Below are 25,848 nucleotides of genomic sequence, written 5' to 3' on the forward strand. Positions count from 1 at the left end.
CGATCGCTAAGGAGCCGCGTACCGACCGGTAAGCCGGGAGCAGGGTCCGCCGTGGTCGGCCCGGAGCCGGCAGCGCCGGCCGCCGGCCATCCGCAGGTCGCAGAAGACCCGATGGCGTACGCCCTGCTCGTCCTCGGCCGACACGGTGGTCTCGCCGGGGTCCGCCGAGGCGAGCGATCCCGACCAGCGGGCCACCACCCGGGCCAGGCGTACCGCGCCGGCCAGGTCGCCGGCCTCGACGGGCAGATGAATGACGAACCGTTCCCGCACCACGCTCGCCTCTCGCGTCGAAGGACTGGAGGGGCGGGTCCGGCCGTCCACCCCGCACGGCGGACCCGCCCGCCCTGCCGCCGCAGCGTCACTTCGCAGTACGACACCAGGGCAACTCGGCAGCAAGCGTCCACGAACGGGTCGAACTCGTCGGTGACCGCCCGAGCACGCCTTGCTACCGCGACCATACCAAGAGGGCAACGTAGCAACAATCCATCAAAGCAACAAAGCCTTGTTGGGTCGCATCCACGAAGGCACAAGGCTTACCGCATGGCTATCGATCCCCGGTCGCACACTCCGGTCTACGTGCAGCTCGCCGACCTGCTCCGAGAGCAGATCGAGTCGGGCGCACTCGCGGCCGGAGCGAACGTCGGAAGCGAGACGCGGCTCAGCCAGGAACACCAGATCGGTCGCGACGCCGTCCGTATGGCGATCTCGTTGCTGCGGTCGGAAGGGCTCGTCACCACCAGCAGGCCCTTCGGCACCCGGGTTCGGGAAGCGCCGCAGCGTCGGCGGGTCGAACTGGGGGCCGGCAGCTCGGTCATCGCCCGGATGCCGACCGGCAACGAGCGCCGGACCATGCAGCTCGACGAGGGCGTACCGATTCTGGAGGTACGCAACCCGACGGGCGAGGTGGAGCTGCTCGCGGGCGACGAGGTCGAGCTGATCCGCCCCTAGGCCGCCCGTCCCGGCCAACCGGTCCGATGCCCCGGGCCGTCACCCCGGTCGGCGGAGCGCGGAGGGGTGCGACGCCTCGCACCGACGCCAGTTCACCCGAAGTCGCGGCATCCCACGACCTACCGCCCTGCACTACGCCGACATGGCGGCATCCCTGCCCACGCGACACCACCACTTCGGCGTACCGGTGTTGATCATCGCAAGGCTGTGCGCCCGTCGAGCTGCGGGCGGAGTCGAGTCAGCCCCCGCCGCCGCGTCGCCCCGGTGAGCACGGATGTCCGTTCGGCGGCCCGAGGCACCCACAGCGTTCCACCCATGGCCCGGATCGGCCGCAACTGGAACGTCATGGGTGTCTGCGAGGCCCTGAGACACCCATGGCGTTCCACCCGTGCCTCACTGCCACCGACCCGCCCCCGGGGGAATGACGGTGGGCAGCCGGTCCGGTCGATCCACCTACGTCATCAAGTTCCTAGGCAACGCGAACCCACCCACCGGTCGGAGCGTCGTTCGTCGGGCACAGCCAACCGAGGGCGCAGCCAACCGAGGGCGGAATCAACCGAGGGGCGTGCTCGGGTTGCCGATCGCCACGTCGTCCACCCGGATGTTGATCTCGTCGACGCGCAGCCCGTACGCCTCGACGGCCGAGGTGACCGCGCCCCGCACCGCGTCGGTGACCTGCGGGACCGGGTGCCCGCCGTCGATCACGATGACCAGGTTGACCACGGCCGCGCCGTTGGTGACGTGCGCCGAACAGCCGCGACGGGCGTCGCCGAGCTGGTCCAGCCCGACCCGGTCGAACACGGCGTTGAAGAAGCGGGCGACGTCACCGCCCAGCTCGGCCACGCCGGGCACCGACTTCGCGGCGGCCACCGCGATCTTCTCCACCACCTCGTCGGCGACGTGCGTCGTCCCGCCCGCCGTCGCGTCCGGCGTCAACGACAGCTCCTGCGTAGCCTCGTGCTCCACGCCTGCTCCCCATCACCCTCGCCCAACCCGACCCCGGGAGCGTACAAGCCCCACCCCCGACCGTCGATCATGGAGTCGGGTCGTCAGGTGCCGAGCTGGGCCAATAACTCGTCCGCCGCGGCGTACGGATCGAGGGCCCCCTGGGCCACCTTGGCGGCGAGCGTCGGGAGCTGCGTACCGTCGCGCAGGGAGCCGATCCGGTCCCGCAGGGCGCCCAGCGCGATGGCCTCGATCTCGGCGGCGGCCCGCGCCTCCCGGCGGCGACGCAGCTCGTCGTGGCGCTCCAGCCAGTCGCGGTGCTTGTCGATCGCGGCGGCGATGTCGTCGATGCCCTCGGCGCGGGCGGCGATCGCGCGCACCACCTGCGGGCGCCACTCGCCCGGCCCGCGCTCGCCGAGCGCGATCATGCCCTGGATGTCGCGGACGGTGGCGTCCACGCCGTCCCGGTCGGCCTTGTTGACCACGAAGACGTCGGCGATCTCCAGGATGCCGGCCTTCACCGCCTGGATCGCGTCACCCATCCCGGGGGCGAGCAGCACGAGCGTGGTGTCCGCGAGCGAGGCCACCTCCACCTCGGCCTGCCCGACCCCGACGGTCTCGACGAGGACCACGTCGCAGCCGGCGCCTTCCAGCACACGTACCGCCTGGGGGGTGGCGGCGGAGAGCCCGCCGAGGTGGCCCCGGCTGGACATAGAGCGGATGTAGACGCCGGGGTCGGTGGCGTGGTCCTGCATCCGGACCCGGTCGCCGAGGATCGCCCCGCCGGTGAACGGGCTGGACGGATCGATGGCCAGCACGCCGACCCGGTGGCCGCGGGCGCGTAGCGCGCGTACCAGCTCGTTCGTGGTGGTCGACTTGCCCACGCCCGGCGAACCGGTCAGGCCGACCACCTGGGCGTGCCCGGCGAAGGGTGCCAGCGCCGCCGCGACCTGGGGCAGCGTCTCGTCGCCGGACTCGACCAGGGTGATCAGCCGGGCCACCGCGCGGGGGTCGCCCGCGCGGGCCCGCTCGACCAGCAGGGGTACGTCCCGGCTGCGTCGCACCGGACCGGTGGACGCGATGTTCACGTCACTCACGCGTCGGACTCGCCGCCCGTCGGCACGTGGATGATCAGCGCGTCGCCCTGGCCGCCGCCGCCACAGAGCGCAGCCGCGCCGGTGCCGCCGCCCCGCCGCTTCAGCTCCAGCGCCAGCGTGAGCACCAGCCGGGCGCCGGACATGCCGATCGGGTGGCCGAGCGCGATCGCCCCGCCGTTGACGTTGACCTTGTCCGCGCTGATCCCGAGGTCGCGGGTGGACTGGATGCCGACCGCGGCGAACGCCTCGTTGATCTCGATGAGGTCGAGGTCGTCGAGGCTCAGACCGCCCTTCCTGAGGGCGTGGTTGATCGCGTTGGAGGGCTGCGAGTGCAGGGAGTTGTCCGGCCCGGCCACGTTGCCGTGCGCGCCGACCTCGGCCAACCAGGTGAGCCCCAGCTCCGTCGCCTTGGCCTTGCTCATCACGACCACCGCGGCGGCGCCGTCGGAGATCGGCGAGGCGCTGCCCGCGGTGATCGTGCCGTCCTTCGCGAACGCGGGACGTAGCCGGCCGAGCGACTCGGCCGTGGTGTCCGGCCGGATGCCCTCGTCCTCGTCGATCACCAGCGGATCGCCCTTGCGCTGCGGAATGACCACCGGGGTGATCTCGTCGGCGAAGTGGCCGTTCTTCTGGGCGGCGGCGGCGCGCTGGTGGCTTGCGGCGGCGAAGGCGTCCTGCTCCTCGCGGGTGATGCCGTGCCGCGCGCCGTGGCGCTCGGTGGACTCGCCCATCGAGCAGCAGTCCCAGACGTCGGTGAGCCCGTCGAGGGCCATGTGGTCCTTCACCGTCACGTTGCCGTACTTGTAGCCGGCGCGCTGCCCGAGCAGCAGGTGCGGGGCGTTGGTCATGGACTCCATGCCGCCGGCCACCACGATGTCGAACTCGCCGGCCCGGATGAGCTGGTCGGCAAGCGCGATGGCGTCGAGGCCGGAGAGGCAGACCTTGTTGATGGTGAGCGCCGGGGTGGACATCGGGATGCCCGCGTCGACGGCGGCCTGCCGGGCCGGGATCTGCCCGGCGCCCGCCTGGAGCACCTGACCCATGATCACGTACTGCACCTGGTCCGGTGCCACGCCGGCGCGTTCCAGCGCCGCCTTGATCGCGATGCCGCCGAGCCTGGTCGCCGGAAGGTCCTTGAGGTTGCCCAGCAGGCGGCCCATCGGGGTCCGCGCGCCGCTGACGATCACCGAAGCCATGCCTGCCTCCGAGGGGGGTGCCGACCTGTACGCCTTAACGATTGTTCGGTCAGACTAGCGTCATGGCTGAGAACTCCTCCGTCGAGCCCGCTGCCGAGTTTGTCACAGACATCGGTCTGCGCCGCATCGACCACGTCGGGATCGCTGTCGCGGACCTGGACGCCGCGATCGACTTCTACCAGCGCACCTTCGGCATGCGCTGCGTGCACACCGAGACGAACGAGGAACAGGGCGTACGCGAGGCGATGCTGGCGGTCGGCCCGGACGCCTCCGGCGGCATGGTGCAGTTGCTCGCCCCGCTCTCGCCCGACTCGACGATCGGCAAGTTCCTCGACAAGCGCGGGCCGGGCATCCAGCAGGTCGCGTACACGGTGGCGGACATCGACGCGACGTGCGCGGCGTTGCGGGAGCGCGGGGTCCGGCTGCTCTACGAGACCCCGCGGCGCGGGACGTCGGACTCCCGGGTCAACTTCGTGCACCCGAAGGACGCCGGCGGCGTGCTGATCGAGTTGGTCCAGCCCGCCTGAGGTGCAAGGAGGGGGCCCTTCTTAACAGACGTCTGTTAAGAAGGGCCCCCTCCTCACACCTGTCGCGCATCGGCCGATGCAGTTTTTCACACTGGGCTTCCGACCTTAGCTACCGTTTAGTAACGTCCCGCCGCACAGGAGCGCGTCCGGTGCCGGATGTGTCGACCGTCGACATGGCGGTCCCGTCGCACCGCGCCGACGATGGCAGCACCCCTGCCCCGGTGCGGGTGCTGACGAACGGGAGGTCACCGTGCAGGACATCCTTGATGCGATCATGACGGCGGAGGGCTCGGCGCAGCCGGAGCGGGACCTCGCCGGCCTCGCCGGCCTGCCGGTGCCGGAGAGCTACCGCGGCGTGGTGGTCCGCGCCGAGGACACCCACATGTTCGACGGCCTGGCCACCCGGGACAAGGACCCGCGGAAGGCGCTGCACGTCCAGGAGGTGCCCACCCCCGAGCTGGGCCCGGGCGAGGCGCTTGTCGCGGTGATGGCCAGCGCGATCAACTACAACACGGTGTGGACGAGCATCTTCGAGCCGCTGCCCACGTTCACGTTCCTCAGGCGCTACGGCCGGCTCTCCGAGCTGACCCGCCGACACGACCTGCCGTACCACGTGGTCGGGTCGGACGCGGCCGGCGTGGTGCTGCGGACCGGGCCCGGAGTGACGAAGTGGAAGGTCGGCGACGAGGTGGTGGCGCACTGCCTGTCGGTCGAGCTGGAGGACGCCGCCGGCCACGACGACACGATGCTCGACCCGCAGCAGCGGATCTGGGGCTTCGAGACCAACTTCGGCGGCCTCGCCGAACTGGCCGTGGTCAAGGCCAACCAACTGATGCCGAAGCCGCGCCACCTGAGCTGGGAGGAGGCGGCCAGCCCCGGGCTGGTCAACTCCACCGCCTACCGGCAGCTCGTCTCGCACCACGGGGCCAACATGAAGCAGGGCGACGTGGTGCTGATCTGGGGCGCGTCCGGCGGGCTGGGCGGCTACGCCACCCAGATGGCGCTGGGCGGCGGGGCGATCCCGGTCTGCGTGGTCTCCTCGCCGGAGAAGGCCGAGCTGTGCCGGAAGATGGGCGCCGAGCTGGTCATCGACCGCACCGCCGAGGGCTTCCGGTTCTGGTCCGACGAGCAGACGCAGGACCAGGACGAGTGGCGTCGCTTCGGCGAACGGATCCGCGAGCTGACCGGCGGCGAGGACCCGGACATCGTGTTCGAGCACCCGGGCCGGGAGACCTTCGGCGCCAGCGTGTACGTCGCCAAGAAGGGCGGCACGATCGTCACCTGCGCCTCCACCAGCGGCTACCTGCACCAGTACGACAACCGCTACCTGTGGATGCACCTCAAGCGCATCGTCGGCAGCCACTTCGCCAACTACCACGAGGCGTGGCAGGCCAACCGGCTGGTGGCGCTCGGCAAGGTGCACCCGACCGTGTCGAGGACCTATCCGCTGGAGCAGACCGGCCAGGCCGCGTACGAGGTGCACCGCAACGCGCACCAGGGCAAGGTGGGCGTACGCTGCCTGGCCCCGACCGACGGGCTCGGCGTCCGCGACACCGCGCTGCGGTCGCGGCACGAAAGCGCGATCAACCGGTTCCGCGGGCACTGACCGTACGGTTGTGCCGGATTGCCTTTCCGGCCGACCGTGACGCCATTCGACTGTCGTCGGGACAGTCGTGAAGACAGACGTGATGACAAAGGGCCACGGGCGTCGACCCGTGGCCCTTTCCCGTCACCGCCCCACCGCCGCCCGCCCCGCCCGGGAGCTGCCAAGATCGCCGTTCGGCCCGGTCAGCCCGGTCGAAGGAGTTGACCATGTAAAGAGGACGCGAAAGGTGCCGACCACTCTTGCGAACCACCCTGGGGCGTCTGCGAGTATGTCCCAATGCCCCAGCAGCAGTCCTCCCCTCTTGCGTTCTTCGATAACGCGAACTCACAGCCCGATTTCACTGTTGGCCTGCGCGGATACAACACCAACCAGGTCGACGACTTCATCGGCCGGCTGACCGCCGCACTGAGCCAGTCCGAGCAGGCCCGTGCCGAGGCCGAGCAGCGGATGAACGACGCCCAGCGCCGCCTCCGGCAGGCCGAGCAGCGCCAGGGCGCGCTCGAGCAGAAGCTCACCGAGACCAACAAGCAGCTCGAGGAGAACAGCCGGCCGACCCTCTCCGGTCTGGGCACCCGCGTCGAGCAGATCCTCCGGCTGGCCGAGGAGCAGGCGAACGACCACCGCAACGAGGCCAAGCGCGAGTCGGAGGGCATCCTCTCCGCCGCCCGCCTCGAGGCCCGGGAGATCACGGACAAGGCGCGCGCCGAGGCCGCCGCCATGAAGGCCACCGCCGAGCGCGAGGCCGGCAGCGTCCGCACCGCCGCCGAGCGTGAGGCCGCCGAGGTCCGCGTCCAGGCCCGCCGGGAGGCGGACACCCTGCGCGCCGACGCGGACCGGGAGACCAAGCAGCTCCGTACGGTCACCGCGCACGAGGTGGCCGAGCTGAAGTCGACGGTCGAGCGGGAGGTCGCCACCCTGCGCGCCACCGCCGAGCGGGAGATCACCCAGCAGCGCGCCAAGGCCGCCCGGGAGGCCGAGGAGAAGCGGGCCGAGGCGACCAAGCTGCTCACCGACGCGCGCGACAAGCGCGACAAGGACCTCCAGGCCCTGGAGCTCCAGCTCGCCGAGCGGCGCGAGAAGGCCGAGCGCGAGGAGTCGGCACGACACGCCGCGCAGGTCTCCCAGACCCAGAAGATGGTCAACGAGGCCGAGCAGCGGGCCCGTGCCGCCCAGGAGCGGGCGAAGGAGATCGAGCAGCGGGCCGAGGCCCGTCGGGTCGAGTCCGAGCGCACCGCCAACGACACGGTCGACAAGGCCAAGGCGCTTGCCGACAAGACGCTGAACGAGGCGCGGGCCGAGTCGCAGCGGGTGCTCAACGAGGCCCGCACCGAGGCCGAGCTGACCACACAGGCGGCCCGCCGCGAGGTCGAGGACCTGACCCGCCAGAAGGACGCGGTCACCTCGCAGCTCGGGCAGATGCTCTCCGGCCTGGCCGGCATCGTGCCGGGCGTGCCGGCGGGCGGCAACAAGGGCGAGACGCCGAAGGCCGACGCCGCCGGCCAGAAGGTGACGGCCGAGTCGGCCGGCTGAGCCACCAACCGCTGACGGGGCATGGGCCACGGCGCGGGGTGACACCGGGTTACCGGTGCCACCCCGCGCCGTCATGCTTTCCCCGGCCCGTTTCGCCACGAGGGTGAAGTAGGTCCCAGAAGGGGCGTCCGTATCGCCCCCGCAGAGCCGGATGCGTGTGAGGATGGAGGCATGTCGCACGGCGAGGAACTGTTCGCGCTCGGCGGGGACGTGACCACGGAACCCAGCTTCGAGTCCGCGCTGCGGGGATATGAGAAACGGCAGGTCGACCGCTATGTCGCCCGCGCGGAACACGAGATCGCGGCGCTGACCACCGAGCGGGAGCAGGCGTACACCCAGATCCACAAGCTGGCGGGTCAGGTCGAGGTGCTTCAGCGCGACCTCGCCCAGGTGCGCAAGCAGGTGGGCGTGGTCGACCGCGCCTCGTTCCGGCACCTCGGTCCCCGGGTCGAGCAGATCCTTACCATGGCCGAGGAGCAGGCCGAGGACATCCTCGCCGCCGCCAACGAGGAGATCGAGGCCCGCCGGGCCGCCGCCGAGCACATCGTCGAGGAGGCGCGGGAGCAGGCCGCGCACGCCTTCAAGGACTTCGAGATCGCGCTCGCCGCCCGCCGGGCCGAGGAGGAGCGGCACACCGCCGCCCGCAAGGCCGAGGCGGAGGCCACTCTGAAGGCCGCCAAGGACGAGTCCACGAAGCTGCGTACGGCCGCCCAGGACGAGGCCGAGAAGCTGCGCCGGACGGCCCAGGACGCGCTGGCCAAGGCGCAGCAGGAAGCCACCCAGCTACGGGACACCGCCAAGGAGATCCACTCCCGGGCCCAGCAGGAGGCCGCCCGGCTGCGCGAGGCGGCCAAGGAGGCGGTGGCCAAGGCGCAGCAGGAAGCGAATCAACTGCGCGAGGCGGCCAAGGAGGTGCACGCCAAGGGCCAGCAGGAGGCGAAGCGGCTCACCGACGCCGCCGCCGAGGCCGGCCGGGCCACCCACGCCAAGGCGCTGGCCGAGGCCAAGAAGATCGTGGACGACGCGGAGGAGGCGGCCAAGGGCACCCGCGGCCGGGCCCGCACCGAGGCCAACCGGCTCACCGCCGACGCCGCCGAGGCCGGCAAACGCAACCGCGCCGAGGTCGACGCGTACGTGCAGCGGATGCGCACCGAGACCGAGGCGTACGTGCAGCAGTCCCGCGCCCAGACCCAGCAGGAACTGGGCGCCTGGCGGGCCGGGGTGGAGAAGGAGGTCGCCGGGCAGCGGGAGAAGGCGGAGAAGGAGCTGGCCCAGCACCGGGCCGCCGCCGAGCAGGAGTTCGCCAAGCGCCGCGACGAGCTGGACAAGCAGCACACCGCCCGGCACGAGGAGCTGGAGCAGGCGTACACGACCCGGCGGGACGAGATCGAGCGGAACGCCGCGAGCATCCGGCAGGCCGCCGAGGAAGACGCGCTCACCATGCGGCAGCAGGCCGAGCTGGAGGCCGCCGAGCTGCTGCGCCGCGCCGAGGCGGACGCCGCCGAGCAGCGCCGCCGGGCCGACGAGCACGTCGCGGCCTCGCGCCGCCAGTTCGAGGAGTACGCGGCCACGACCCAGCAGCACCTGGCCACCACCCAGCAGCACCTCGCCGCCACCCAGCAGGAGGTCGCCGCGGGCCGGCAACAGCTCGCCGGGGTGATGCTGGAGATCGCCAAGGCGCAGCAGGAGCTGGCCGACCTGCGCACCGAGACGTGGAAGTCCCGGCAGGAGTCCGACGACCTGCAGAACCGGCTCACGACGCTGCGTCGGGACGCCGAGTCGGCGGGCATCTCGGCCACCCCGGTCGACCCGGGCGACCTCGCCACCGCGACCAACGGGGCCCTGGTGGGCAGCGGCACGGCGAAGGGCACGGCCGCGGTGACCACCAACGGCGCCGGCCCGGACAACGGCGGGCACCGACCGAGCGGCGAGCCGGCGGAGGCCGGGCAGGCGAAGCCGATCGCCGAGCCGGTGACCACGATGGACTCGGCCGCCGGCGCGAGCGTCGACGGGGAGCCCACCGTGGCCGCCGTACCGGGCGAGGGCGGCCGGGGCGCCACCCCCACGAAGATCACCAGCACCGGCGAGAACGGCAAGCGCCCGACCAAGCCCACCACCGACGAGCGTAGCGCCAAGCCGAGCGCGGTCACCGTCGACAAGGACTGACCGCCACAAAGCCACCCGTCACCGGTCACGTTTCGCCGAGCCAAGATCAATGCCAGCTCGGCGAAACGGCGGTATCCGGCACGCGCCGACCGCACCACATCGCCGAGCTGGCGCCGCCGGCAGGCCACGGCAATGTCGAGGCGATGCGGACGGCGCACACCCGTCCACCCGGCGGTGGGAACGCGGAGCAGCGGAGGGATGGCCGGCGCGATCGGTGGCGGCTACCCTGCGGGCAGGAGGGCTTCGGCGTCAGCGAGGCGCGGCCCGTCACGAGTCGCTCCGACGCGCCGAGCGGGGCAACGGGTAGCCGGGAGGGCACGGGTGTCGCAGGCGGGATCCGCAGCCCCGGACGACGACCCGTTCGAGGCGCTACGCCCGGAGCCGGAGTTCACCGGCCAGCACGACACGCCGGCACCGCCCGGCGCCGCCGCCCCGGGGGACGGCGCTCCCGCCCGACCTCCGGGTTCCGGCACGACCCGCGACGCCCACACCGGACCCGGGGCCGCCCAGCCCCGACCCGGCCCGGCCGCCCACACCGGAACCGACCCGGCCGCCCCAACCGGACCCGACCCGGCCGCCCCGACCGGGAGCAGCGACACCGGACGTACCGACACCGGGCGCGGCACCGGCAGGCCCGCGAGCGCGCCCATCGGTGACGCCGCGACCGCGGGCGGCGACGCCACCGACATCGAGCCGGGCGAGTTCGAGCCGTCGGGGCGGTTCGGGGTGCCCGGGCGACCACTGCGACGCAACAGCTTCCTGGTCGGCTTCACCGGGGCGCTCGGCGTGCTGCTGGCGTACGCGGTGTTCCTGGGCGTGCGGAACGCGGCCGGCATCCTGGTGCTGGTGGTGATCGCGCTCTTCCTCGCGGTGGGCCTGTACCCGGCGGTGGTCCGATTGCGTGGTTGGGGCCTGCCGCACGGGCTGGCCGTGGCGGTGGTGTCGCTGACCGTGGTGCTGCTCATCGTCGGCGGGCTGCTGGCGCTGGTGCCCCCGGTGGTGACGCAGTCCGGGCAGTTCATCCAGCAACTGCCCGGCTACGTCGAGGACCTGCGGCGCAACCCCACGGTGAACGATCTCGTGGTCCGGTACGACGTGATGGAGCGGGTCCGGTCGGCGGCGAACGCCGACACGATCGCCCGGGCGCTCGGCGGCGTGCTGGGCGGCGCGCAGTTGATCTTCGGCACGCTCTTCCGGGTGCTGACCGTGCTGGTGCTGACGATCTACTTCCTGGCCTACTTCGACAAGCTGCGCAACCTCGGGTACGCGCTGGTGCCGCGCTCCCGCCGGGAACGGGTGCGGCTGATCGGCGACGAGATCCTGACCCGGGTCGGCGCGTACATGGTCGGCGCGCTTGCCATCGCCGTGCTTGCCGGGGCGAGCACGTTCGTGTTCGCGATGGTGGTCGACCTGCCGTACCCGTTCGCCCTGGCGGTGGTGGTCGCGGTGACCGACCTGATCCCGCAGATCGGGGCGACCCTGGGCGCGGTGGTGGTGACGCTGGTCGGCCTCGCCACCGACCTGCCGGTGGGCATCGCCTGCCTGGTGTTCTTCGTGGTCTACCAGCAGGTGGAAAACTACCTGATCTACCCGAAGATCATGCGCCGGGCGGTGTCGGTGAACGAGGTGGCCGCGCTGCTCGCCGCGCTGCTCGGGGTGTCGCTGCTGGGCGTGGTGGGCGCGCTGATCGCGATCCCCACGGTGGCCGCGTTGCAGTTGATCCTCCGCGAGGTGGTGCTGCCCCGGCAGGACGCGCGCTGACGGTTACCCGGCGTTCCGCTGCTCCGGCCCGGGGACCGGGGTGTCGGCGAACGCGGCCACCGTGCGGTCGGCGTACGCGCTGACGTCGCCGGTCTCCATCGGGCCGTCCCAGGTGGTCGGCAGCGGCAGCGGCACGGCCGGGGCGACCCGCCGGACGATCTCGTCGAGCACCTTCTCCGCGTCGCCGACCCAGAGGTGCTTGGCGCCGTCCACGCCGACCACCTCGGCCTGCGGGATCGCGGCGAACCGCCGCCGGGCCTCCTCGGGGCGCAGGTAGTCGTCGAACTCCGGGACCAGGGCGGTGAGCGGCCGGCCCGAGTCGGCCCAGACCTGGAGGTCTTCCGGGGCGGAGTAGCGCAACGGCGGGGAGAGCAGGATCGCGCCGGCCACCGCCGGGTCGCAGCCGTGCTTCAACGCCAGGTCGGTGCCGAAGGACCAGCCCACCAGCCAGATGTTCGGCAGCTCGTGGAATTCGGCGTACTCGATCGCGGCGGCCACGTCGAACCGCTCGTCGACGGCGTTGTCGAACGCCCCTTCGCTGGTGCCACGGACGCTGCTGGTGCCGCGGGTGTTGAACCGGAGCACGGCCAGGTCGGCCAGCGCGGGCAGCCGCCAGGCCGCCTTGCGGAACACGTGGCTGTCCATCATCCCGCCGTGGGTGGGCAGCGGGTGCAGGCAGACCAGGGTGCCGACCGGCGCGCGGTCCAGCGGCCGGGCCAGCTCGCCGACGAGCGTCAGCCCGTCGGCGGTGTGCAGCTCGATGTCTTCCCGGCGGCCGGGCAGGATCGACGAGGCGCGGATCGGAGTGCTCACCGTCCCAGTCTCCCGCGTCGCCGGTCGCGCCGCCCGCCGGGGCCGGAACCCGGTGATCCAGATCGCTCAGCCGTGGCGGGGGGCGCCGCGCCCCCGCTGGAGGTTCGGCAGGCGCCGGTCCCGGGCCCGCCAGCAGCCGCTGTGCCAGTGCCGACGGTCGGTCAGGTCACCCCGGTCGTCGGCCGGCCAGGCCACCAGGTGCGCCACGCCGGGCCGGATCTCCTGGTCGCAGCCGGGACAGCGGTACGTCTTGGCGGACGCCCCGCCGCTGATCGCGCGTACCTGCCAGTCGCCGTCGCGCCACTGCTGCACGGTCGACACGCCGTGCCGGGCTCGGTCGGCGTCCAGGCCGGTACGGTCATCCGGGCGGGGCCGATTGCGACGGGGGCTCACGGTTACCAGCGTACGGCCGACCTCCGGGCGATCTTGGCACGGGCACGCCCCCGCCTGGGCGGGACGCCGTCACCGGCGCGGGCCGTTGACCCGCTCAGCGGTTGGTGTGGTCGCGGAAGCCGCGGCCGGTCTTGCGCCCCAGGTAGCCGGCGGTGACCAGGTGCTCCAGCAGCGGCGCCGGGGCGAAGCCGGGCTCGCGCAGCTCCAGGTACAGCTCCCGCTGGATGGCCAGCGCGACGTCCAGGCCGACCACGTCGAGCAGCTCGAACGGGCCCATCGGGTAGCCGCAGCCGAGCTTCATCGCGTGGTCGATGTCGTCGGCGGTGGAGTAGCTGGCCTCCAGCATCCGCACCGCGTCGTTCAGATACGGGAAGAGCAGCGCGTTGACGATGAACCCGGACCGGTCGCCGCAGACCACGGCGGTCTTGCCGAGCGCCGCGCAGACCGCGCGGGCGGTGGCCGAGGTCTCGCCGGAGGTGCGGATGGTCCGCACGACCTCGACAAGCGGCATCACCGGCGCCGGGTTGAAGAAGTGCAGGCCGACCACGTCGGCGGGGCGCTGGGTGGCCATCGCCACGTCGATCACCGGCAGCGACGAGGTGGTGGTGGCGAGCACGACGCCCGGCTTGCAGATCTCGTCCAGGCTGGCGAACAGCGCCTTCTTGACGCTCAACTCCTCGACCACGGCCTCGACGACCAGGTCGACGTCGGCGAGGTGCTCAAGCGTGGCGGACCAGTTCACCCGGCCCAGCGCGGCGTCCCGGTCGGTCTCGGCGAGCCGGCCCCGGACCACGCCCTTGTTCAGCGACGTCTTGACCGCCTCGCAGACCGCGGCGGACTTCTCCGCGCCCCGGGTCACCGAGATGACCTCGTAGCCGGCCTTGGCGAAGACCTCGATGATGCCGGTGGCCATGGTCCCCGACCCCACGACACCGACCTTGGCCACAACTGCGGGGCTCGCAAGCTCACTCCTCGCGTGGCCGATACCGACCTTGGCCACGACTGCGGGGCTCGCAAGCTCACTCCTCGCGTGGCCGATACCGACCTTGGCCACGACCCGGGCGCCGTCTGCGGGCGCGACGTCCGCGGCCACCGGCGTGTGCTCGTCGGGTACGACCTTCGGTGAGCCCGGCCGCTCGTAGGTGTAGAAGCCGCGCCCGGACTTCCGGCCGAGCAGCCCGGCGGTGACCATCTGCTTCAGCAGCGGGGCCGGGGCGTGCCGGCGGTCCCGGCCGCCGCGCCGGTACATCGTGTCGAGGATCTCGTACGCGGTGTCCAGGCCGATCAGGTCCATCAGCGCCAGCGGGCCCATCGGCAGGCCGCAGCCGAGCTTCATGGCGGCGTCGATGTCCTCGCGGGTGGCGTAGCGGGCCTCGAACATGCCGACCGCGTGGTTCAGGTAGCCGAACAGCAGCGCGTTGGCGATGAAGCCGGCCCGGTCGCTGATCGTCACGTCGACCTTGCCGAGCCGCGCGCACAGCCCCTCCACGTCGGCCACCACGTCGGCCGAGGTGACCACCGTGCGGACCACCTCGACCAGCTTCATCACCGGCGCCGGGTTGAAGAAGTGGATGCCGATGACCTGGTTCGGCCGGCTGGTGGCGACGGAGATCTCGGTTACGCTCAGCGACGACGTGTTGGTGGCGAGGATGGTCTCGGGCTTGCAGACGCGGTCCAGCTCGGCGAAGATCCGCTGCTTGAGGTCGAGGTGCTCGGGCACCGCCTCGATCACCAGGTCCACCTCGTGCAGGGCGTCCAGCCCGACCCGGAAGTCGACCCGTGCCATCAGGGCGTCCCGGTCGGCCTCGGCGAGCTTGCCCTTGGCCACGGCGCGGTCGGTGGAGCCGGTCAGGGTGGCCCGGCCCCGTTCCAGCGCGGGTTCGGAGATCTCCACGGCGGTCACGTCGAGTCCGTTGCGGGCGAACACCTCGACGATGCCGGCACCCATGGTGCCCAGACCCACCACGCCCACCCTGGTGAACTCGCGCGCCACGACCGGCCTCCCTCGGTTGTCTCCGCCGTTGCCGACTTGAACGGCCGCTAAGGTTATGCGCCGGAGTCTGCCATGTGACGCTGCGTTGTCGAGACGCCGTGGGATATTTCACGCACCACGCCTCAGCCGGGCGTGGGCACCCCGGCGAGCGCCAGCAGTTCGGCGACGAACTCGGCCGGCCGTTCCAGGTGCGGGCTGTGCCCGCAGCCCGGCAGCGCCACCTCCCGGTACGCCCCGCCGGCCGCCGCGTAGCGGTCCAGCACGGCACGGGTCTGCCCCACCATCGGCTGCGGCGGGCACTCGTCCGCGCCCGGCCAGCCGGGCACGACCCCGAGCTGACCGAGGTACGCCAGGTCGAACAGCGAGGTGTCCGAGACGATCACGTCGGCGTCGCCGCGTACCCAGGTCACCGGCGGCTTGACCGGCACGGCGACCAGCTCGTCGGCGAGCCGGAAGTGGGCCGGGGCCAGGGTGTTGAGCACGCCGCGCGGCCCGGCGGCGGTCCCCGGCCAGTGGGCCGAGGCGACCGCCGTGCCCGGGTAGTTGTCGTCCCCGGTGGCGGTGGTCAGCATGCTCTCCAGCAGCAGGTCCTCGTGCTCGCCGAGGGACGCCGGATCGGCCACGTAGGCGGTGCGCAGCACGGTGCGCGGGCTGGTCGGGCCGTCCGCGCCCCGGTCGCCGGCGGCGAGCCGGGCCACGAAGTCGGGGTTCGCGCCGCCCGCTCCGGTGCCGGCGTAGTCGGGCGTGGTGGGGGTGCCGTCGAGGTCCCGGGTGCCGCCGAAGCCGTACGGGGAGACCGGCGCTTCCAACAGCAGCCCGGCCACCCGCTCCGGCCGGTCGACGAGCAGCCGCATCGCCACCCCACCGCCGAGGGAGTGCCCGACCAGCACCGGCCGGGCCCCGGGCGCGAACAGCCCGGGGGTGTCGAGCAGAGCGGCCACGTCGTCGGCGAAGTCACTCAGCCCTCGGGTGGCGTCCACCGGGGCGGTGTCGGTCTCGCCGTATCCGCGCAGGTCGGGGGCGACCACCCGGAGCGTCTCCGGCAGCCGGGGCAGCAGCGGCTCCCAGAACGCCGACGACGACACGTTGCCGTGCACCAGCAGCACCGGCACGCCGTCCGGCGGCCCGGCCACCCGGACCGCCTGGGTGATGCCGTTCGCCTGGACCGTGTGCCGCGCGCTCCGCATCCGCGCACACTGACACACCACGCCCGCCGAGTTCCATGTCCCCACCCCACACACCCCAGCCCGCCCTCACACCCCCACCCCACACCCGCCGCCCCGGTTTCACGCCCCCGGTTTCACGGAAAGCGTGGCTATCCGGGCCTGGATAGCCACGCTTTCCGTGAATGCGGGCGCACGGCACGGCGCGCGCTGATGTCGGGGTGCGGTCAGCTCGCCTCGGCGGGCTGCGGGGTGCGCGCCTCGATCGGATGCCTGGGTGCCGGGACCGGCAGCGGCAGCGTGGGCCGCTGGTCGCGGCGCGGCGTGCCGAAGGTCATCCCGACCGGGTCGGTCCGGGCCACGCCCGGATCGTAGAGACGCAGGTCGGTCCGGCCGAGCCGGATCACGTCCCCGTCGGAGACCGGCACGCTGCCCACGACCCGGGTGTCGTTGAGCCAGGTGCCGTTCGTCGAGCCGAGGTCGGTGAGCAGCACCCCCTCGCCGGTGGCCTGGACGCTTGCGTGCCGCCGGCTCAGGTGCGCGTCGGCGAGCACGACGTCGGCCTCCGGCGCGCGGCCGATCACCTGCACGCCCCGGCCGATCCGGAAGCTCAGCCCACGCATCGCCCCACCGGACACCGTCAGCAACGGCATCAGCTCAGGATGCTCCTCTATCGACAAGTCGACCTCCACCCCACATCGCCCCGCGGTCAGCCTGCCACGTCACCGTAGTGGCTCCCCACCACCGCGTGGTCACCCCCGTGACCCCGGCCGGTCATCTCCCGTTCGCCGTTCGGGTGGACGGGAAGGGCGCGATCAGCTATCACATGCGTCGATATGACGACCGTCGGTACGCCCTGCGTACGGGGCCCGCGACACCTACCGGTGAGTAATATTCGGGTTTACACTGCGGCCATGACCACTGTGCATGTCCCCGGAACCCCGCTCATCGAGGCCGGTCGACTGGTGTCGAGCAGCCCGGCGACCGGCGCGGAGGCCGGGCGGCTCCCGGTGGCGACCGAGGCGGACGTGCGCGCCGCCGTCGACCGGGCCCGCGCCGCCGCCGACTGGTGGGCCGGGCTCAGCTTCACCGGCCGCCGGGACCGGCTCCAGCGTTGGCGCGGGGTGCTCGCCCGGCGCATCGAGGAACTGGCCGACCTGATGCACACCGAGAGCGGCAAGCCGATCGGCGACGCCGTGGTGGAGGTCCTCACCGCGCTGGAGCACATCGACTGGGCCGCCCGCAACGCGCGGCGGGTGCTCGGGCCCCGGCGGGTCCGCTCCCGGCTGATCCTCGCCGAGTTCACCGGCCACCTCGAATACCAGCCGTACGGGGTGGTCGGCGTGATCGGTCCGTGGAACTATCCGGTGTTCACCCCGATCGGCTCCGCCGCGTACGCGCTGGCCGCCGGCAACGCGGTGGTGTTCAAGCCGAGCGAGTACACCCCGGCCGTGGGCCAGTGGCTCGTCGACCGGTTCGCCGAGGTGGTGCCGGAGCAGCAGGTGTTCCAGGCGGTGCACGGGCTGGGCGACGTCGGCGCGGCGCTGTGCCGCTCCGGGGTGGCGAAGGTGGCCTTCACCGGCTCGACCGCAACCGCGAAGAAGGTGATGGCGGCCTGCGCCGAGACGCTCACCCCGGTGCTGCTGGAAGCCGGCGGCAAGGACGCCATGATCGTGGACGGGGACGCCGACCTGGACGCCGCGGCCGAGGCGGCCGTGTGGGGCGGGCTGACCAACGCCGGGCAGACCTGCATCGGCATCGAGCGGGTCTACGCGGTCGACCAAGTCTTCGACGCCTTCGTCGACAAGGTGACGGCGAAGGCCGGCCGGTTGACCGTCGGCGCCGACGGGGCCGACCTGGGCCCGATCACCATGCCGGCCCAGATCGACGTCATCCGGCGGCACATCGACGACGCGGTCGCCCGGGGCGGCCGGGCGGTGCTCGGCGGCCCCGAGGCGGTCCAGCCGCCGTACGTGCACCCGACCGTGCTGGTCGACGTGCCGGAGGACTCGACCGCCGTACGCGAGGAGACGTTCGGCCCGACGCTCACCGTCAACCGGGTCCGCGACGTCGACGAGGCCGTCGAGCGCGCCAACGCGCTGCCGTACGGCCTCGGGGGTTCGGTCTTCGGCCGGGCGCGGGCGGTGGCCGTGGCGCGGCGGTTGCGCTCCGGGATGGCCTCGGTCAACTCGGCGCTCACCTTCGCCGGCATGTCGACGCTGCCGTTCGGCGGGACCGGCGAGTCCGGCTTCGGCCGGATCCACGGCGAGGACGGGCTGCGCGAGTTCGGCCGGGCCAAGGCGGTCACCCGGCGTCGGGCGCGCTCGCTGCTGCCGGCCATGACGTTCGAGCGCACCCCGGCCGACGTCGCGCGCCTGGTCAGGGTGGCCAAGCTGATGTACGGCCGGGGGCGCTAGAACAGCGTCAGCTCGTCGCGTTCGATGCCGCGCAGCTTGTCGTAGTCGACCACCACGCAGCGGATGCCGCGGTCGGTGGCGAGCACCCGGGCCTGCGGCTTGATCTCCTGCGCGGCGAACACGCCGGTGACCGGCGCGAGCAGCGGGTCGCGGTTCATCAGCTCCAGATAGCGGGTGAGCTGCTCCACCCCGTCGATCTCGCCGCGCCGCTTCACCTCGACCGCGACCGCGCCGGCGTTCGCGTCCCGGCAGAGCAGGTCGACCGGGCCGATCGCGGTCATGTACTCCCGCCGGACCAGGGTGAAGCCCTCCCCCAGCGTCGTCGGGTTGGCGGCGAGCAACTCCTGGAGGTGCGCCTCCACGCCGTCCTTGCGCAGGCCGGGATCGAGGCCCAGCTCGTACGAGGTGTCCTGGAAGATCTCCTCCAGGGTGATGCGCAGCTCCTCGCCGGCCTTGTTGACCACCCGCCACACGCCGGGCGCCTCCTCCAGCCGGCACGGCGGGCTCATCCAGTTCAACGGCTTGTAGGCCCGGTCGTCCGCGTGGATCGACACCGAGCCGTCCGCCTTCACCATGAGCAGCCGGGTGGCCGGCGGCAGGTGGGCCGAGAGTCGTCCGACATAGTCCACCGAGCACTTCGCAATGACCAACCGCACCCGACGAGGGTAGCCGAGCCCCCGGCCGGCGCCGACGAGCGCCACTGGCGCACCGGTGCCATATTGAGATCGTGCTCGAAGTCCTCACCGGTTCCGGCCTGGCCGCCTCGGCGGGCCTCAACGCCTACATCCCGCTGATGCTGATGGGCCTGCTGGCCCGTTACACCGACCTGATCGAGCTGCCGAGCGGCTGGCAGTGGCTCGGCAACGGCTGGGTGCTGCTGATCCTCACCGTGCTGCTCGCGGTCGAGGTGGTCGCCGACAAGGTGCCGGTGGTCGACCACGTGAACGACGTGGTGCAGACGGTGGTCCGGCCGACCGCGGGCGGCCTGGCCTTCGGCGCCGGCTCCGGCGCGGAGACGGTCACGGTCAGCGACCCGGACACGTTCTTCTCCACCCACCAGTGGGTGCCGGTGGTGGTCGGCGTGCTCATCGCGCTCGGCGTGCACCTGCTCAAGGCCGCCGCCCGGCCGGTCGTCAACGCGGCCACGGCCGGCTTCGGCGCACCGGTGGCCAGCACCGCCGAGGACGCCACGAGCGTGGTCATGTCGGTGGTGGCGATCCTGCTGCCGGTGCTGGTGCTGGTGTTCGCGGTCGGCTTGGTGGCCCTCGTGGCGTGGTTGTTCCGCCGCCGCTCCGACCGGCGTCGGGAACGCGCCGCGGCCCGCGCCGCCGGGTTCCGCGTCTGAGCCTGCCCCGCTTCAGCGACTGCGGTAGGTCATGCAGTCGGCCATGTCCATGTCGGGGCCGACGGTGATGGCGGGGGCGTGGCACTCCAGGTTGGAGTTGTGCTGGCAGTCGGCGCGTGAGCAGGCGCCCACCTGGGCGGTCAACTGGTCGATGCCGCCGCGCACCGGCATGTCCACGTAGGTGTGGCAGTGGGCGTGGTCGCTGCTGCCGATCGTGATGGCGAAGGCGTGGCAGTCGTTCGTGTGGTTGTAGGCGCAGGACCGGACGGCGCACTCCTGAACCCGGGGCATCTCCATCGACGCGGTCATCTTTCCGCCCTTCCGTGATGTCTTGCCCCGACTCTAGGCTTTTGCGCGCGCTGCCGGGCCGGATCCGGTGTTAAGCGGGGCCCCCGCCTCTACCGAATGCGTTAAGCGGGGCCCCCTCCTTACATCCGCTCGCGGATGACGGTGACCAGCTCGTCGATGATGCCGGTGAGCGCGAAGTCCTTCGGCGTGAACACCCGCGCCACGCCTGCGGCAAGCAGCGCCTCGGCGTCGCGTGGCGGGATGATGCCGCCCACCACCACCGGCAGGTCGCCCCGCCCGGCGGCGCGCAGCCCGTCCAGCACCGCCGGCACGGCGGCCAGGTGCGAGCCGGAGAGCACGGAGAGGCCGACCAGGTCGACGTCCTCCTCCACCGCGGCGGCCACGATCTGCCCGGCGGTCAGCCGGATGCCCTGATAGACCACCTCGAAGCCGGCGTCGCGGGCGCGTACCGCGATCTGCTCGGCACCGTTGGAGTGCCCGTCCAGCCCCGGCTTGCCGACCAGCAGACGCAGCCGGCCGGCGCCCAGTTCGCGGGCGGTGGCGGCGACCCGCTCGCGGACCGCGGCGAGGCCCGCGTCGCCGCCGGCCCCGGCCGCGCCGGCGAGCCCGGTCGGCGCCCGGTACTCGCCGAAGACCTGCCGCAGCGCGCCCGCCCACTCGCCCGTGGTCACGCCCGCGGCCACGCAGGCGAGCGTCGCCGGCATCAGGTTCGTGGTGGTCGCGGCGTCCGCGCGCAGCCGGTCCAGCGCGGCGTCCACGGCCGCCGCGTCCCGCCCGGCCCGCCATGCGCGTACGCCGTCCACGGCGGTCGCCTCGACGGCCGGGTCCACCTGCTCGATCGCCTCCGCGCCGGCGGCGGTCAGCGGGGACGGCTCGGTCTCGGTGAACCGGTTGACGCCGATCACCACGTCCGCGCCGGACTCCATCCGGCGGCGGCGTTCGGCGAGCGAGGCGACGAGCGCGCTCTTGAGGTAGCCGGACTCCACGGCGGTCACCACGCCGCCCATCTCCAGGACCTTGTCCAGCTCGACCCGGGCGCCGGTCACGATGTCGTCGACGAGCGCGGTCATCACGTGCGAGCCGTCGAACAGGTCGGGATAGTCGAGCAGGTCCGACTCGTACGCCAGCACCTGCTGCATGCGCAGCGACCACTGCTGGTCCCACGGTCGGGGCAGGCCGAGCGCCTCGTTCCAGGCGGGCAGTTGCACGGCCCGGGCCCGGGCGTCCCGGGAGAGCGTGACGCCGAGCATCTCCAGCACGATCCGCTGGATGTTGTTCTCCGGCTGGGCCTCGGTCAGGCCCAGCGAGTTGACCTGCACGCCGTAGCGGAACCGGCGCTGCTTCGCCTCGGTCACGCCGTACCGGTCACGGGTGATCTCGTCCCAGAGCGCGCCGAACGCGCGCATCTTGGCGATCTCCTCGACGAAGCGCACGCCGGCGTTGACGAAGAAGGAGATCCGCTGGACCACGTCGCCCATCCGCTCGGCCGGCACCTGCCCGGAGTCGCGCACGGCGTCCAGCACGGCGACGGCGGTGGCGAGCGCGAACCCGACCTCCTGCACCGGCGTGGCACCGGCCTCCTGGAGGTGGTACGAGCAGATGTTCACCGGGTTCCACCGCGGCATCTCCCGCAGCGTGTACGCGACCACGTCGGCGGTCAGCCGCAGCGACGCGGCCGGCGGGAAGATGTAGGTGCCCCGGGACAGGTACTCCTTGATGATGTCGTTCTGCGTGGTGCCGGCGCAGCGGCGCAGCTCGGCGCCCTGCTCGACGGCGGCGGTGCCGTAGAGCGCGAGCATCCACATGGCCGGCGCGTTGATCGTCATCGAGGTGTTCATCTCGGCGAGCGGGATGCCGTCGACCAGCGCGCGCATGTCGCCGAGGTGCGCCACCGGCACGCCGACCCGGCCCACCTCGCCGGCGGCCAGCTCGTGGTCGGGGTCGTACCCGGTCTGGGTGGGCAGGTCGAACGCGACCGACAGGCCGGTCTGCCCCTTCGCCAGGTTGCGGCGGTAGAGCGCGTTGGAGGCCGCGGCGGAGGAGTGCCCGGCGTACGTGCGCATCACCCACGGGCGGTCCCGCTCCGGCAGGCGTCCCGGCATCGCGTCGTCCATGGCCGGAGTCTAAGTTACCGTTCAGTAAAAGAGGCTGTGCAAAACCACACAGTTGGATGTCCGCGCCGGTGGGCCGGCCGGGGCGCCGAGTGTGGCCGGCCCACCTGGCGCGCTCACTCGCTGCGCGCGGTCTGCGGACCGGTGACGCGCTCCAGCAGCGGCAGCGTGGCCGCGATGACGGCGAGGCAGCCGAGCAGCCCGACGGCCACCACGGCGGCGAACCCGGGCCCGGGCAGGCGCAGGTCGTAGTCCATCTGCGCGCGCAGGAACAGGTGCGCGGCGACCAGCCCCATCCCGACCGCCACCGCGGCAACGGTCAGCATCGGCACCGCGCTCTCCAACGCCACCACCCGGCGCAGCAGCCGCACCGGCGCACCGCTGAGCCGCAGCAGGCTGAACGGCCGCTTCCGCTCGCTGAGACCGGCCACCACGGCCACCGCCAGGCTGCACCCGGCGAGCGCGAGGCTGGACACCACCACCACGTCGGCCAACCGCTGCCAGCCCCGCATGGTGTTCGCGAAGTCGGACTCGAAGTCACCCGGCACGTTCGGGGCCACCGCGTGGGCGGGGAACGCGGCCTCCATGACCGTCCGGGCCCGCTCGATCGCGACCGGACCGTCCGCGTCGACCGCCAGCGAACCCGCCGGCAGTTGGGGCAGCGCCGCCGGGTCGACCGCCGAGGCGGGCCAGACCCGGTCCGCCGAGGCGGACTCTTGCCACGGAACCAGGCCCTCCGACACCTCGGCGACGGTCGCCCCGTCGGCGCACCGCCCGTAGGCGGGCGGAATGTCGGCGCAGGCGATCACCCCGTAGTCGTGGCCCTCGCCGCGCACCGGGTTCTCCCGGATGACCACGAGGTTGCGCACGCCGGGGACCGCGGCCAGGTCGGCCGGCAGCGCGGCGGGCACCTGCGCGTCGTCCCCCAACCAGAAGGACAGTCGGCCGGCCTCCAGCGAACCCCGGGGGGCCGGGCCGCGCTCGGCGGCGATCGTGCCCATGATGCCGACCGCCACGGTGGTCACGAACAGCGCGAGCATCACGCCGCTGACCGCCCGGAAACCGGCGGCCGGGTTGTCGGCGAGCCGGCGGGCGGCGATCAACGCGGCCGGCCGGCGCGCCCGGGCGGCCATCGCCCGCGCGCCGACCCTGGTCAGCCAGGGCCCGCCGGTGACCAGCCCGGTCATCACCAGCAGCAGGGAGGGCAGGAAGAGGGCGGTCTGACCGTCGCCGGTGACCGGCCGGTAGAGCAGGCCGAGGCCCAGCCCGGCGAAACCGAGCACGAGCGGGATCAACCGGTACGCCCGCGGCGGCCGGGGCGTCACCCGCCGGGTGACGCCGAGCGGGGAGATCCGCACCCGGCGCAACGCGATCCAGGCCGCGACCGCCGCGCCCGCCGGCACGCCGAGCGCCACCAGCAGCACGTCCGGCACGCCGAGGGAGAGGTCGTCGGGGAAGTACGGCAGGCCGGTGAACGGGATCCCGGCGAGCTGCCGGCGGAACGCGAGGAACAGGGCGAAGCCGACCAGCGCGCCGGCCGCCGCGGCGAGCGCGGCCTCCACGGCCGCGACCACCGAGATCTGTCGTGGGGTCGCCCCGACCAGGCGCATCGCGGCGAAACGCTGCTCCCGGCGGGCGGCGCCGAGCCGGGTCGCGGTGCCGATGAAGATGAGTACGGGGAAGAGCAGCCCACCGACCACCACGCCGAGGATGAGGTCGATCGCGGTCTCCGGTAGCGGGGCCTCGTTGCCGTCCACCCGGGTGACCCTCCGGACCCGGTCCAGCGCGCCGACCTGCTCCGGCGTGCCGCCGACGAGGATGAACAGGGTCTCCGGCGAGGTGAGCGCCGCCGGACCGACGGCCCCCAGGTCGCGCCCGGGATAGCGGTCGCCGAGCTGGTCGGCCGGGGTGGTGGCCAGCAGCTTGCGCAGCGCCGGGGAGGCGTACCACTCGCCGGGGCCGGGCACCCGGGGCACGCCGACCGGGGTGGGCGCGGTCGGCCCGGTGGCGGCGACGTCGACGCGGGTGATCTGCGCGCCGTGGAAGTAGTCGGTCCGGGTCGACCAGAGCAGCGGGTCGGCGGCACCATCCGCCGTCTCCTGCGGATACGTCGAGGCGTACCGGCCGAGCTGGGCGTTCGTGGCGTGCACGCCGGCGACGGTGGTGAGCAGCAGCCCGGTGCCGATCGCGACGGCGGCGGCGACGGCGGCCAGCCGGAGCAACGCCTCCCGGCCGCCCGCGACGGCCAGGCGCAGCGCGAGCGCGATCACGAGGCGACCCCGGCCGGCGCGTTGATCCGGCCGTCCCGCACCACGACCTCCCGGTCGGCGTACGCGGCGACGCGCGGTTCGTGGGTGACCAGCACGACGGTGGTGCCCTGGTCCCGGGCGGTGGCGACGAGCAGGTCCATCACCTCCTCGCCGGTGAGCGAGTCGAGCGCGCCGGTGGGCTCGTCGGCGAAGAGCACCTGCGGCCGGGTCACCAGGCCACGGGCCAGCGCCACCCGCTGGGCCTGCCCGCCGGAGAGCTCGCCAGAGCGGCGGTGCTCCAGGCCGGCCAGCCCGAGCCGCTCGAACCAGGCGCGGGCGGACCGTAGCGCCGGGGCACGCCGGACGCCGCCGAGCAGCAGCGGCAGCGCGACGTTCTCCGCCGCGGTGAGTTCGGGGACGAGTTGGCCGAACTGGAAGACGAACCCGAAGCGGTCGCGGCGCAGCGCGCTCCGTTCCGCCTCGCCGAGCGCGTCGAGTCGGACGTCACCGAAGCGCACCTCGCCGGAGTCGGGCACCAGGATGCCGGCCAGGCAGTGCAGCAGCGTCGACTTGCCGGAGCCGCTGGGGCCCATCACGGCGACGATCTCACCGGCCTCGACGGCGAGGCTCGCGCCGCGCAGGGCCGGGGTCTCGCCGAACGAGAACGTGACGTCCCGGGCCTCGATGGTCATGGTCATCGCCGTACCGCCTTCCGTAGCGCGTCCAGTCGGGCGCCGGCCGTCTCGATCCAGCGCAGGTCCGCCTCCAGGTGATAGAGGCCGTGGTCGGCGAGCATCGCGTCGACGAGCCCGCCGGCCCGCTTGACCTCGGTCAGCTCGCGCATCCGGCGCAGGTGCGCGGCGCGCTGGGTGTCCAGGTAGTCCTCGGCCGGCCGGCCCAGCATCAGGGCGAGCACGACCTTGGCGAACAGCACGGTCTGCAGGTGCGGTTCCGGCTCGACCGGCTCGGTCAGCCAGTGCTCCACCTCGGTGGCGCCCCGGTCGGTGATGACGTAGCGCTTGCGGTCGGGGCCGGCGCCGGGCTCGACGTCGCTGACCACCACCTTGCCGTCGCGGGCCAGCCGGCTGAGCGTCGAGTAGACCTGCCCGTAGGGCAGCGGCTTGCCGCGCCCGAAGAAGGTGTCGTAGTCGCGCTTCAGGTCGTAGCCGTGGCTCGGCTCGCGTTCGAGCAGGCCGAGCAGGGTCAGGGGAACCGTCATGAAGCGAGACTACACCGGGTGTATACCCCGCGTATATAGTGAACCCGGGACCACCGCGGG

At 72.9% G+C, this 25,848-nt stretch carries 23 protein-coding genes; 8 read left to right on the forward strand and 15 right to left on the reverse strand.

From position 1 onward, the window contains the following. Positions 1 to 6: 6 nt before the first annotated feature. Entirely contained in the window at positions 7 to 270 is a 264-nt protein-coding gene (locus O7619_RS27810; protein WP_282284379.1) for a hypothetical protein, read from the reverse strand. Positions 271 to 540: 270 nt separating this feature from the next. On the opposite strand from O7619_RS27810, the gene O7619_RS27815 reads away from it, so the two are divergent. Continuing rightward, entirely contained in the window at positions 541 to 948 is a 408-nt protein-coding gene (locus tag O7619_RS27815) for a winged helix-turn-helix domain-containing protein (protein ID WP_282284380.1), read from the forward strand. A 552-nt stretch (positions 949 to 1,500) separates the two neighbouring features. Here the strand turns inward: O7619_RS27815 and O7619_RS27820 are convergent. The 3 genes from O7619_RS27820 to O7619_RS27830 all read right to left on the reverse strand — a co-directional run bounded on the left by O7619_RS27820 (position 1,501) and on the right by O7619_RS27830 (position 4,186). Then, the gene (locus tag O7619_RS27820; RefSeq protein WP_282284381.1) at positions 1,501 to 1,914 is read right to left on the reverse strand and encodes an Asp23/Gls24 family envelope stress response protein; all 414 of its coding nucleotides are present in this window, start codon (positions 1,912 to 1,914) and stop codon (positions 1,501 to 1,503) included. A gap of 83 nt (positions 1,915 to 1,997) precedes the next feature. Beyond that, entirely contained in the window at positions 1,998 to 2,990 is a 993-nt protein-coding gene (meaB, locus tag O7619_RS27825) for a methylmalonyl Co-A mutase-associated GTPase MeaB (protein WP_282284382.1), read from the reverse strand. Further along, positions 2,987 to 4,186 (reverse strand): acetyl-CoA C-acetyltransferase, encoded by a 1,200-nt coding sequence (locus O7619_RS27830; protein ID WP_282284383.1) that lies wholly within the window; start codon positions 4,184 to 4,186, stop codon positions 2,987 to 2,989. The genes meaB and O7619_RS27830 overlap by 4 nt, the downstream gene beginning before the upstream one ends. Positions 4,187 to 4,248: 62 nt before the next feature. Between O7619_RS27830 and mce the strand changes: the two genes are divergently transcribed. The 5 genes from mce to O7619_RS27855 all read left to right on the forward strand — a co-directional run bounded on the left by mce (position 4,249) and on the right by O7619_RS27855 (position 11,776). Next, positions 4,249 to 4,713, forward strand: a complete 465-nt coding sequence (mce, locus tag O7619_RS27835) for a methylmalonyl-CoA epimerase (protein ID WP_282284384.1) — start codon at positions 4,249 to 4,251, stop codon at positions 4,711 to 4,713. Between the two features lie 250 nt (positions 4,714 to 4,963). Next, a complete protein-coding gene (gene ccrA / locus O7619_RS27840) occupies positions 4,964 to 6,319 on the forward strand; it encodes a crotonyl-CoA carboxylase/reductase (protein ID WP_282284385.1) in 1,356 nt (451 codons plus the stop codon). A 276-nt stretch (positions 6,320 to 6,595) separates the two neighbouring features. After that, complete coding sequence (locus O7619_RS27845; protein ID WP_282284387.1) at positions 6,596 to 7,849, forward strand: DivIVA domain-containing protein; 1,254 nt, start codon at positions 6,596 to 6,598, stop codon at positions 7,847 to 7,849. 171 nt (positions 7,850 to 8,020) lie between these two features. Next, positions 8,021 to 10,015 (forward strand): hypothetical protein, encoded by a 1,995-nt coding sequence (locus O7619_RS27850; RefSeq protein WP_282284388.1) that lies wholly within the window; start codon positions 8,021 to 8,023, stop codon positions 10,013 to 10,015. Positions 10,016 to 10,702: 687 nt separating this feature from the next. Next, the gene (locus tag O7619_RS27855; RefSeq protein ID WP_282288971.1) at positions 10,703 to 11,776 is read left to right on the forward strand and encodes an AI-2E family transporter; all 1,074 of its coding nucleotides are present in this window, start codon (positions 10,703 to 10,705) and stop codon (positions 11,774 to 11,776) included. Positions 11,777 to 11,779: 3 nt separating this feature from the next. Here the strand turns inward: O7619_RS27855 and O7619_RS27860 are convergent, their stop codons facing one another. The 5 genes from O7619_RS27860 to O7619_RS27880 all read right to left on the reverse strand — a co-directional run bounded on the left by O7619_RS27860 (position 11,780) and on the right by O7619_RS27880 (position 16,791). Continuing rightward, a complete protein-coding gene (locus O7619_RS27860) occupies positions 11,780 to 12,589 on the reverse strand; it encodes an alpha/beta hydrolase (RefSeq protein WP_282284389.1) in 810 nt (269 codons plus the stop codon). A gap of 66 nt (positions 12,590 to 12,655) precedes the next feature. Further along, on the reverse strand, positions 12,656 to 12,982 hold the full coding sequence (locus O7619_RS27865; protein WP_282284391.1) for a hypothetical protein: 327 nt from the start codon (positions 12,980 to 12,982) through the stop codon (positions 12,656 to 12,658). Positions 12,983 to 13,076: 94 nt separating this feature from the next. Next, on the reverse strand, positions 13,077 to 14,975 hold the full coding sequence (locus O7619_RS27870) for a 3-hydroxybutyryl-CoA dehydrogenase (protein ID WP_282284393.1): 1,899 nt from the start codon (positions 14,973 to 14,975) through the stop codon (positions 13,077 to 13,079). Positions 14,976 to 15,097: 122 nt separating this feature from the next. Beyond that, positions 15,098 to 16,162: an alpha/beta hydrolase gene (locus O7619_RS27875; RefSeq protein WP_282284395.1), complete on the reverse strand. Its 1,065-nt coding sequence runs from the start codon at positions 16,160 to 16,162 to the stop codon at positions 15,098 to 15,100. A 203-nt stretch (positions 16,163 to 16,365) separates the two neighbouring features. Beyond that, complete coding sequence (locus O7619_RS27880; RefSeq protein ID WP_282284396.1) at positions 16,366 to 16,791, reverse strand: FHA domain-containing protein; 426 nt, start codon at positions 16,789 to 16,791, stop codon at positions 16,366 to 16,368. Between the two features lie 261 nt (positions 16,792 to 17,052). Between O7619_RS27880 and O7619_RS27885 the strand changes: the two genes are divergently transcribed. Then, positions 17,053 to 18,555 (forward strand): aldehyde dehydrogenase family protein, encoded by a 1,503-nt coding sequence (locus O7619_RS27885; RefSeq protein ID WP_282284398.1) that lies wholly within the window; start codon positions 17,053 to 17,055, stop codon positions 18,553 to 18,555. Here O7619_RS27885 and nucS read toward each other — a convergent pair. Beyond that, positions 18,552 to 19,211 carry an endonuclease NucS gene (nucS, locus tag O7619_RS27890; RefSeq protein ID WP_281586937.1) on the reverse strand — a complete coding sequence of 220 codons (660 nt, stop codon included), beginning with the start codon at positions 19,209 to 19,211 and terminating at the stop codon, positions 18,552 to 18,554. The genes O7619_RS27885 and nucS overlap by 4 nt on opposite strands. Before the next feature lie 71 nt (positions 19,212 to 19,282). Here nucS and O7619_RS27895 point away from each other — a divergent pair, with 71 nt between their 5' ends. Further along, positions 19,283 to 19,900 (forward strand): DUF4126 domain-containing protein, encoded by a 618-nt coding sequence (locus O7619_RS27895; protein ID WP_282284401.1) that lies wholly within the window; start codon positions 19,283 to 19,285, stop codon positions 19,898 to 19,900. Positions 19,901 to 19,912: 12 nt separating this feature from the next. Here O7619_RS27895 and O7619_RS27900 read toward each other — a convergent pair whose 3' ends face one another. From O7619_RS27900 to O7619_RS27920, 5 genes are all read right to left on the reverse strand, one after another. Beyond that, positions 19,913 to 20,209, reverse strand: coding sequence for a DUF1540 domain-containing protein (locus O7619_RS27900; protein WP_282284402.1), 297 nt, complete (start codon positions 20,207 to 20,209; stop codon positions 19,913 to 19,915). A gap of 119 nt (positions 20,210 to 20,328) precedes the next feature. After that, positions 20,329 to 22,323, reverse strand: a complete 1,995-nt coding sequence (locus O7619_RS27905) for a protein meaA (protein WP_282284403.1) — start codon at positions 22,321 to 22,323, stop codon at positions 20,329 to 20,331. Positions 22,324 to 22,436: 113 nt separating this feature from the next. Continuing rightward, positions 22,437 to 24,590, reverse strand: coding sequence for an FtsX-like permease family protein (locus tag O7619_RS27910; protein ID WP_282284404.1), 2,154 nt, complete (start codon positions 24,588 to 24,590; stop codon positions 22,437 to 22,439). Continuing rightward, positions 24,587 to 25,267: an ABC transporter ATP-binding protein gene (locus O7619_RS27915; RefSeq protein ID WP_282284405.1), complete on the reverse strand. Its 681-nt coding sequence runs from the start codon at positions 25,265 to 25,267 to the stop codon at positions 24,587 to 24,589. The genes O7619_RS27910 and O7619_RS27915 overlap by 4 nt, the downstream gene beginning before the upstream one ends. Continuing rightward, positions 25,264 to 25,788 (reverse strand): PadR family transcriptional regulator, encoded by a 525-nt coding sequence (locus O7619_RS27920; RefSeq protein WP_282284407.1) that lies wholly within the window; start codon positions 25,786 to 25,788, stop codon positions 25,264 to 25,266. Before O7619_RS27920 ends, O7619_RS27915 begins: the two co-directional genes overlap by 4 nt. Positions 25,789 to 25,848: the final 60 nt, after the last annotated feature.

It is taken from the genome of Micromonospora sp. WMMD998, from assembly GCF_029581235.1.
Classification (GTDB): Bacteria; Actinomycetota; Actinomycetes; order Mycobacteriales; family Micromonosporaceae; genus Micromonospora.

What these genes read in the sequence shown, in the direction of transcription:
- O7619_RS27900 (WP_282284402.1), bottom strand. Translation starts at nt 20,209, where the DNA reads ATGACCGCGTCGATGGAGATGCCCCGGGTTCAGGAGTGCGCCGTCCGG.
- O7619_RS27875 (WP_282284395.1), bottom strand. Translation starts at nt 16,162, where the DNA reads ATGCGGAGCGCGCGGCACACGGTCCAGGCGAACGGCATCACCCAGGCG.
- mce (WP_282284384.1), top strand. Translation starts at nt 4,249, where the DNA reads ATGGCTGAGAACTCCTCCGTCGAGCCCGCTGCCGAGTTTGTCACAGAC.
- O7619_RS27885 (WP_282284398.1), top strand. Translation starts at nt 17,053, where the DNA reads ATGACCACTGTGCATGTCCCCGGAACCCCGCTCATCGAGGCCGGTCGA.
- O7619_RS27920 (WP_282284407.1), bottom strand. Translation starts at nt 25,788, where the DNA reads ATGACGGTTCCCCTGACCCTGCTCGGCCTGCTCGAACGCGAGCCGAGC.
- O7619_RS27845 (WP_282284387.1), top strand. Translation starts at nt 6,596, where the DNA reads ATGCCCCAGCAGCAGTCCTCCCCTCTTGCGTTCTTCGATAACGCGAAC.
- O7619_RS27880 (WP_282284396.1), bottom strand. Translation starts at nt 16,791, where the DNA reads ATGCCGTTGCTGACGGTGTCCGGTGGGGCGATGCGTGGGCTGAGCTTC.
- O7619_RS27815 (WP_282284380.1), top strand. Translation starts at nt 541, where the DNA reads ATGGCTATCGATCCCCGGTCGCACACTCCGGTCTACGTGCAGCTCGCC.
- O7619_RS27850 (WP_282284388.1), top strand. Translation starts at nt 8,021, where the DNA reads ATGTCGCACGGCGAGGAACTGTTCGCGCTCGGCGGGGACGTGACCACG.
- O7619_RS27915 (WP_282284405.1), bottom strand. Translation starts at nt 25,267, where the DNA reads ATGACCATGACCATCGAGGCCCGGGACGTCACGTTCTCGTTCGGCGAG.
- O7619_RS27830 (WP_282284383.1), bottom strand. Translation starts at nt 4,186, where the DNA reads ATGGCTTCGGTGATCGTCAGCGGCGCGCGGACCCCGATGGGCCGCCTG.
- O7619_RS27905 (WP_282284403.1), bottom strand. Translation starts at nt 22,323, where the DNA reads ATGGACGACGCGATGCCGGGACGCCTGCCGGAGCGGGACCGCCCGTGG.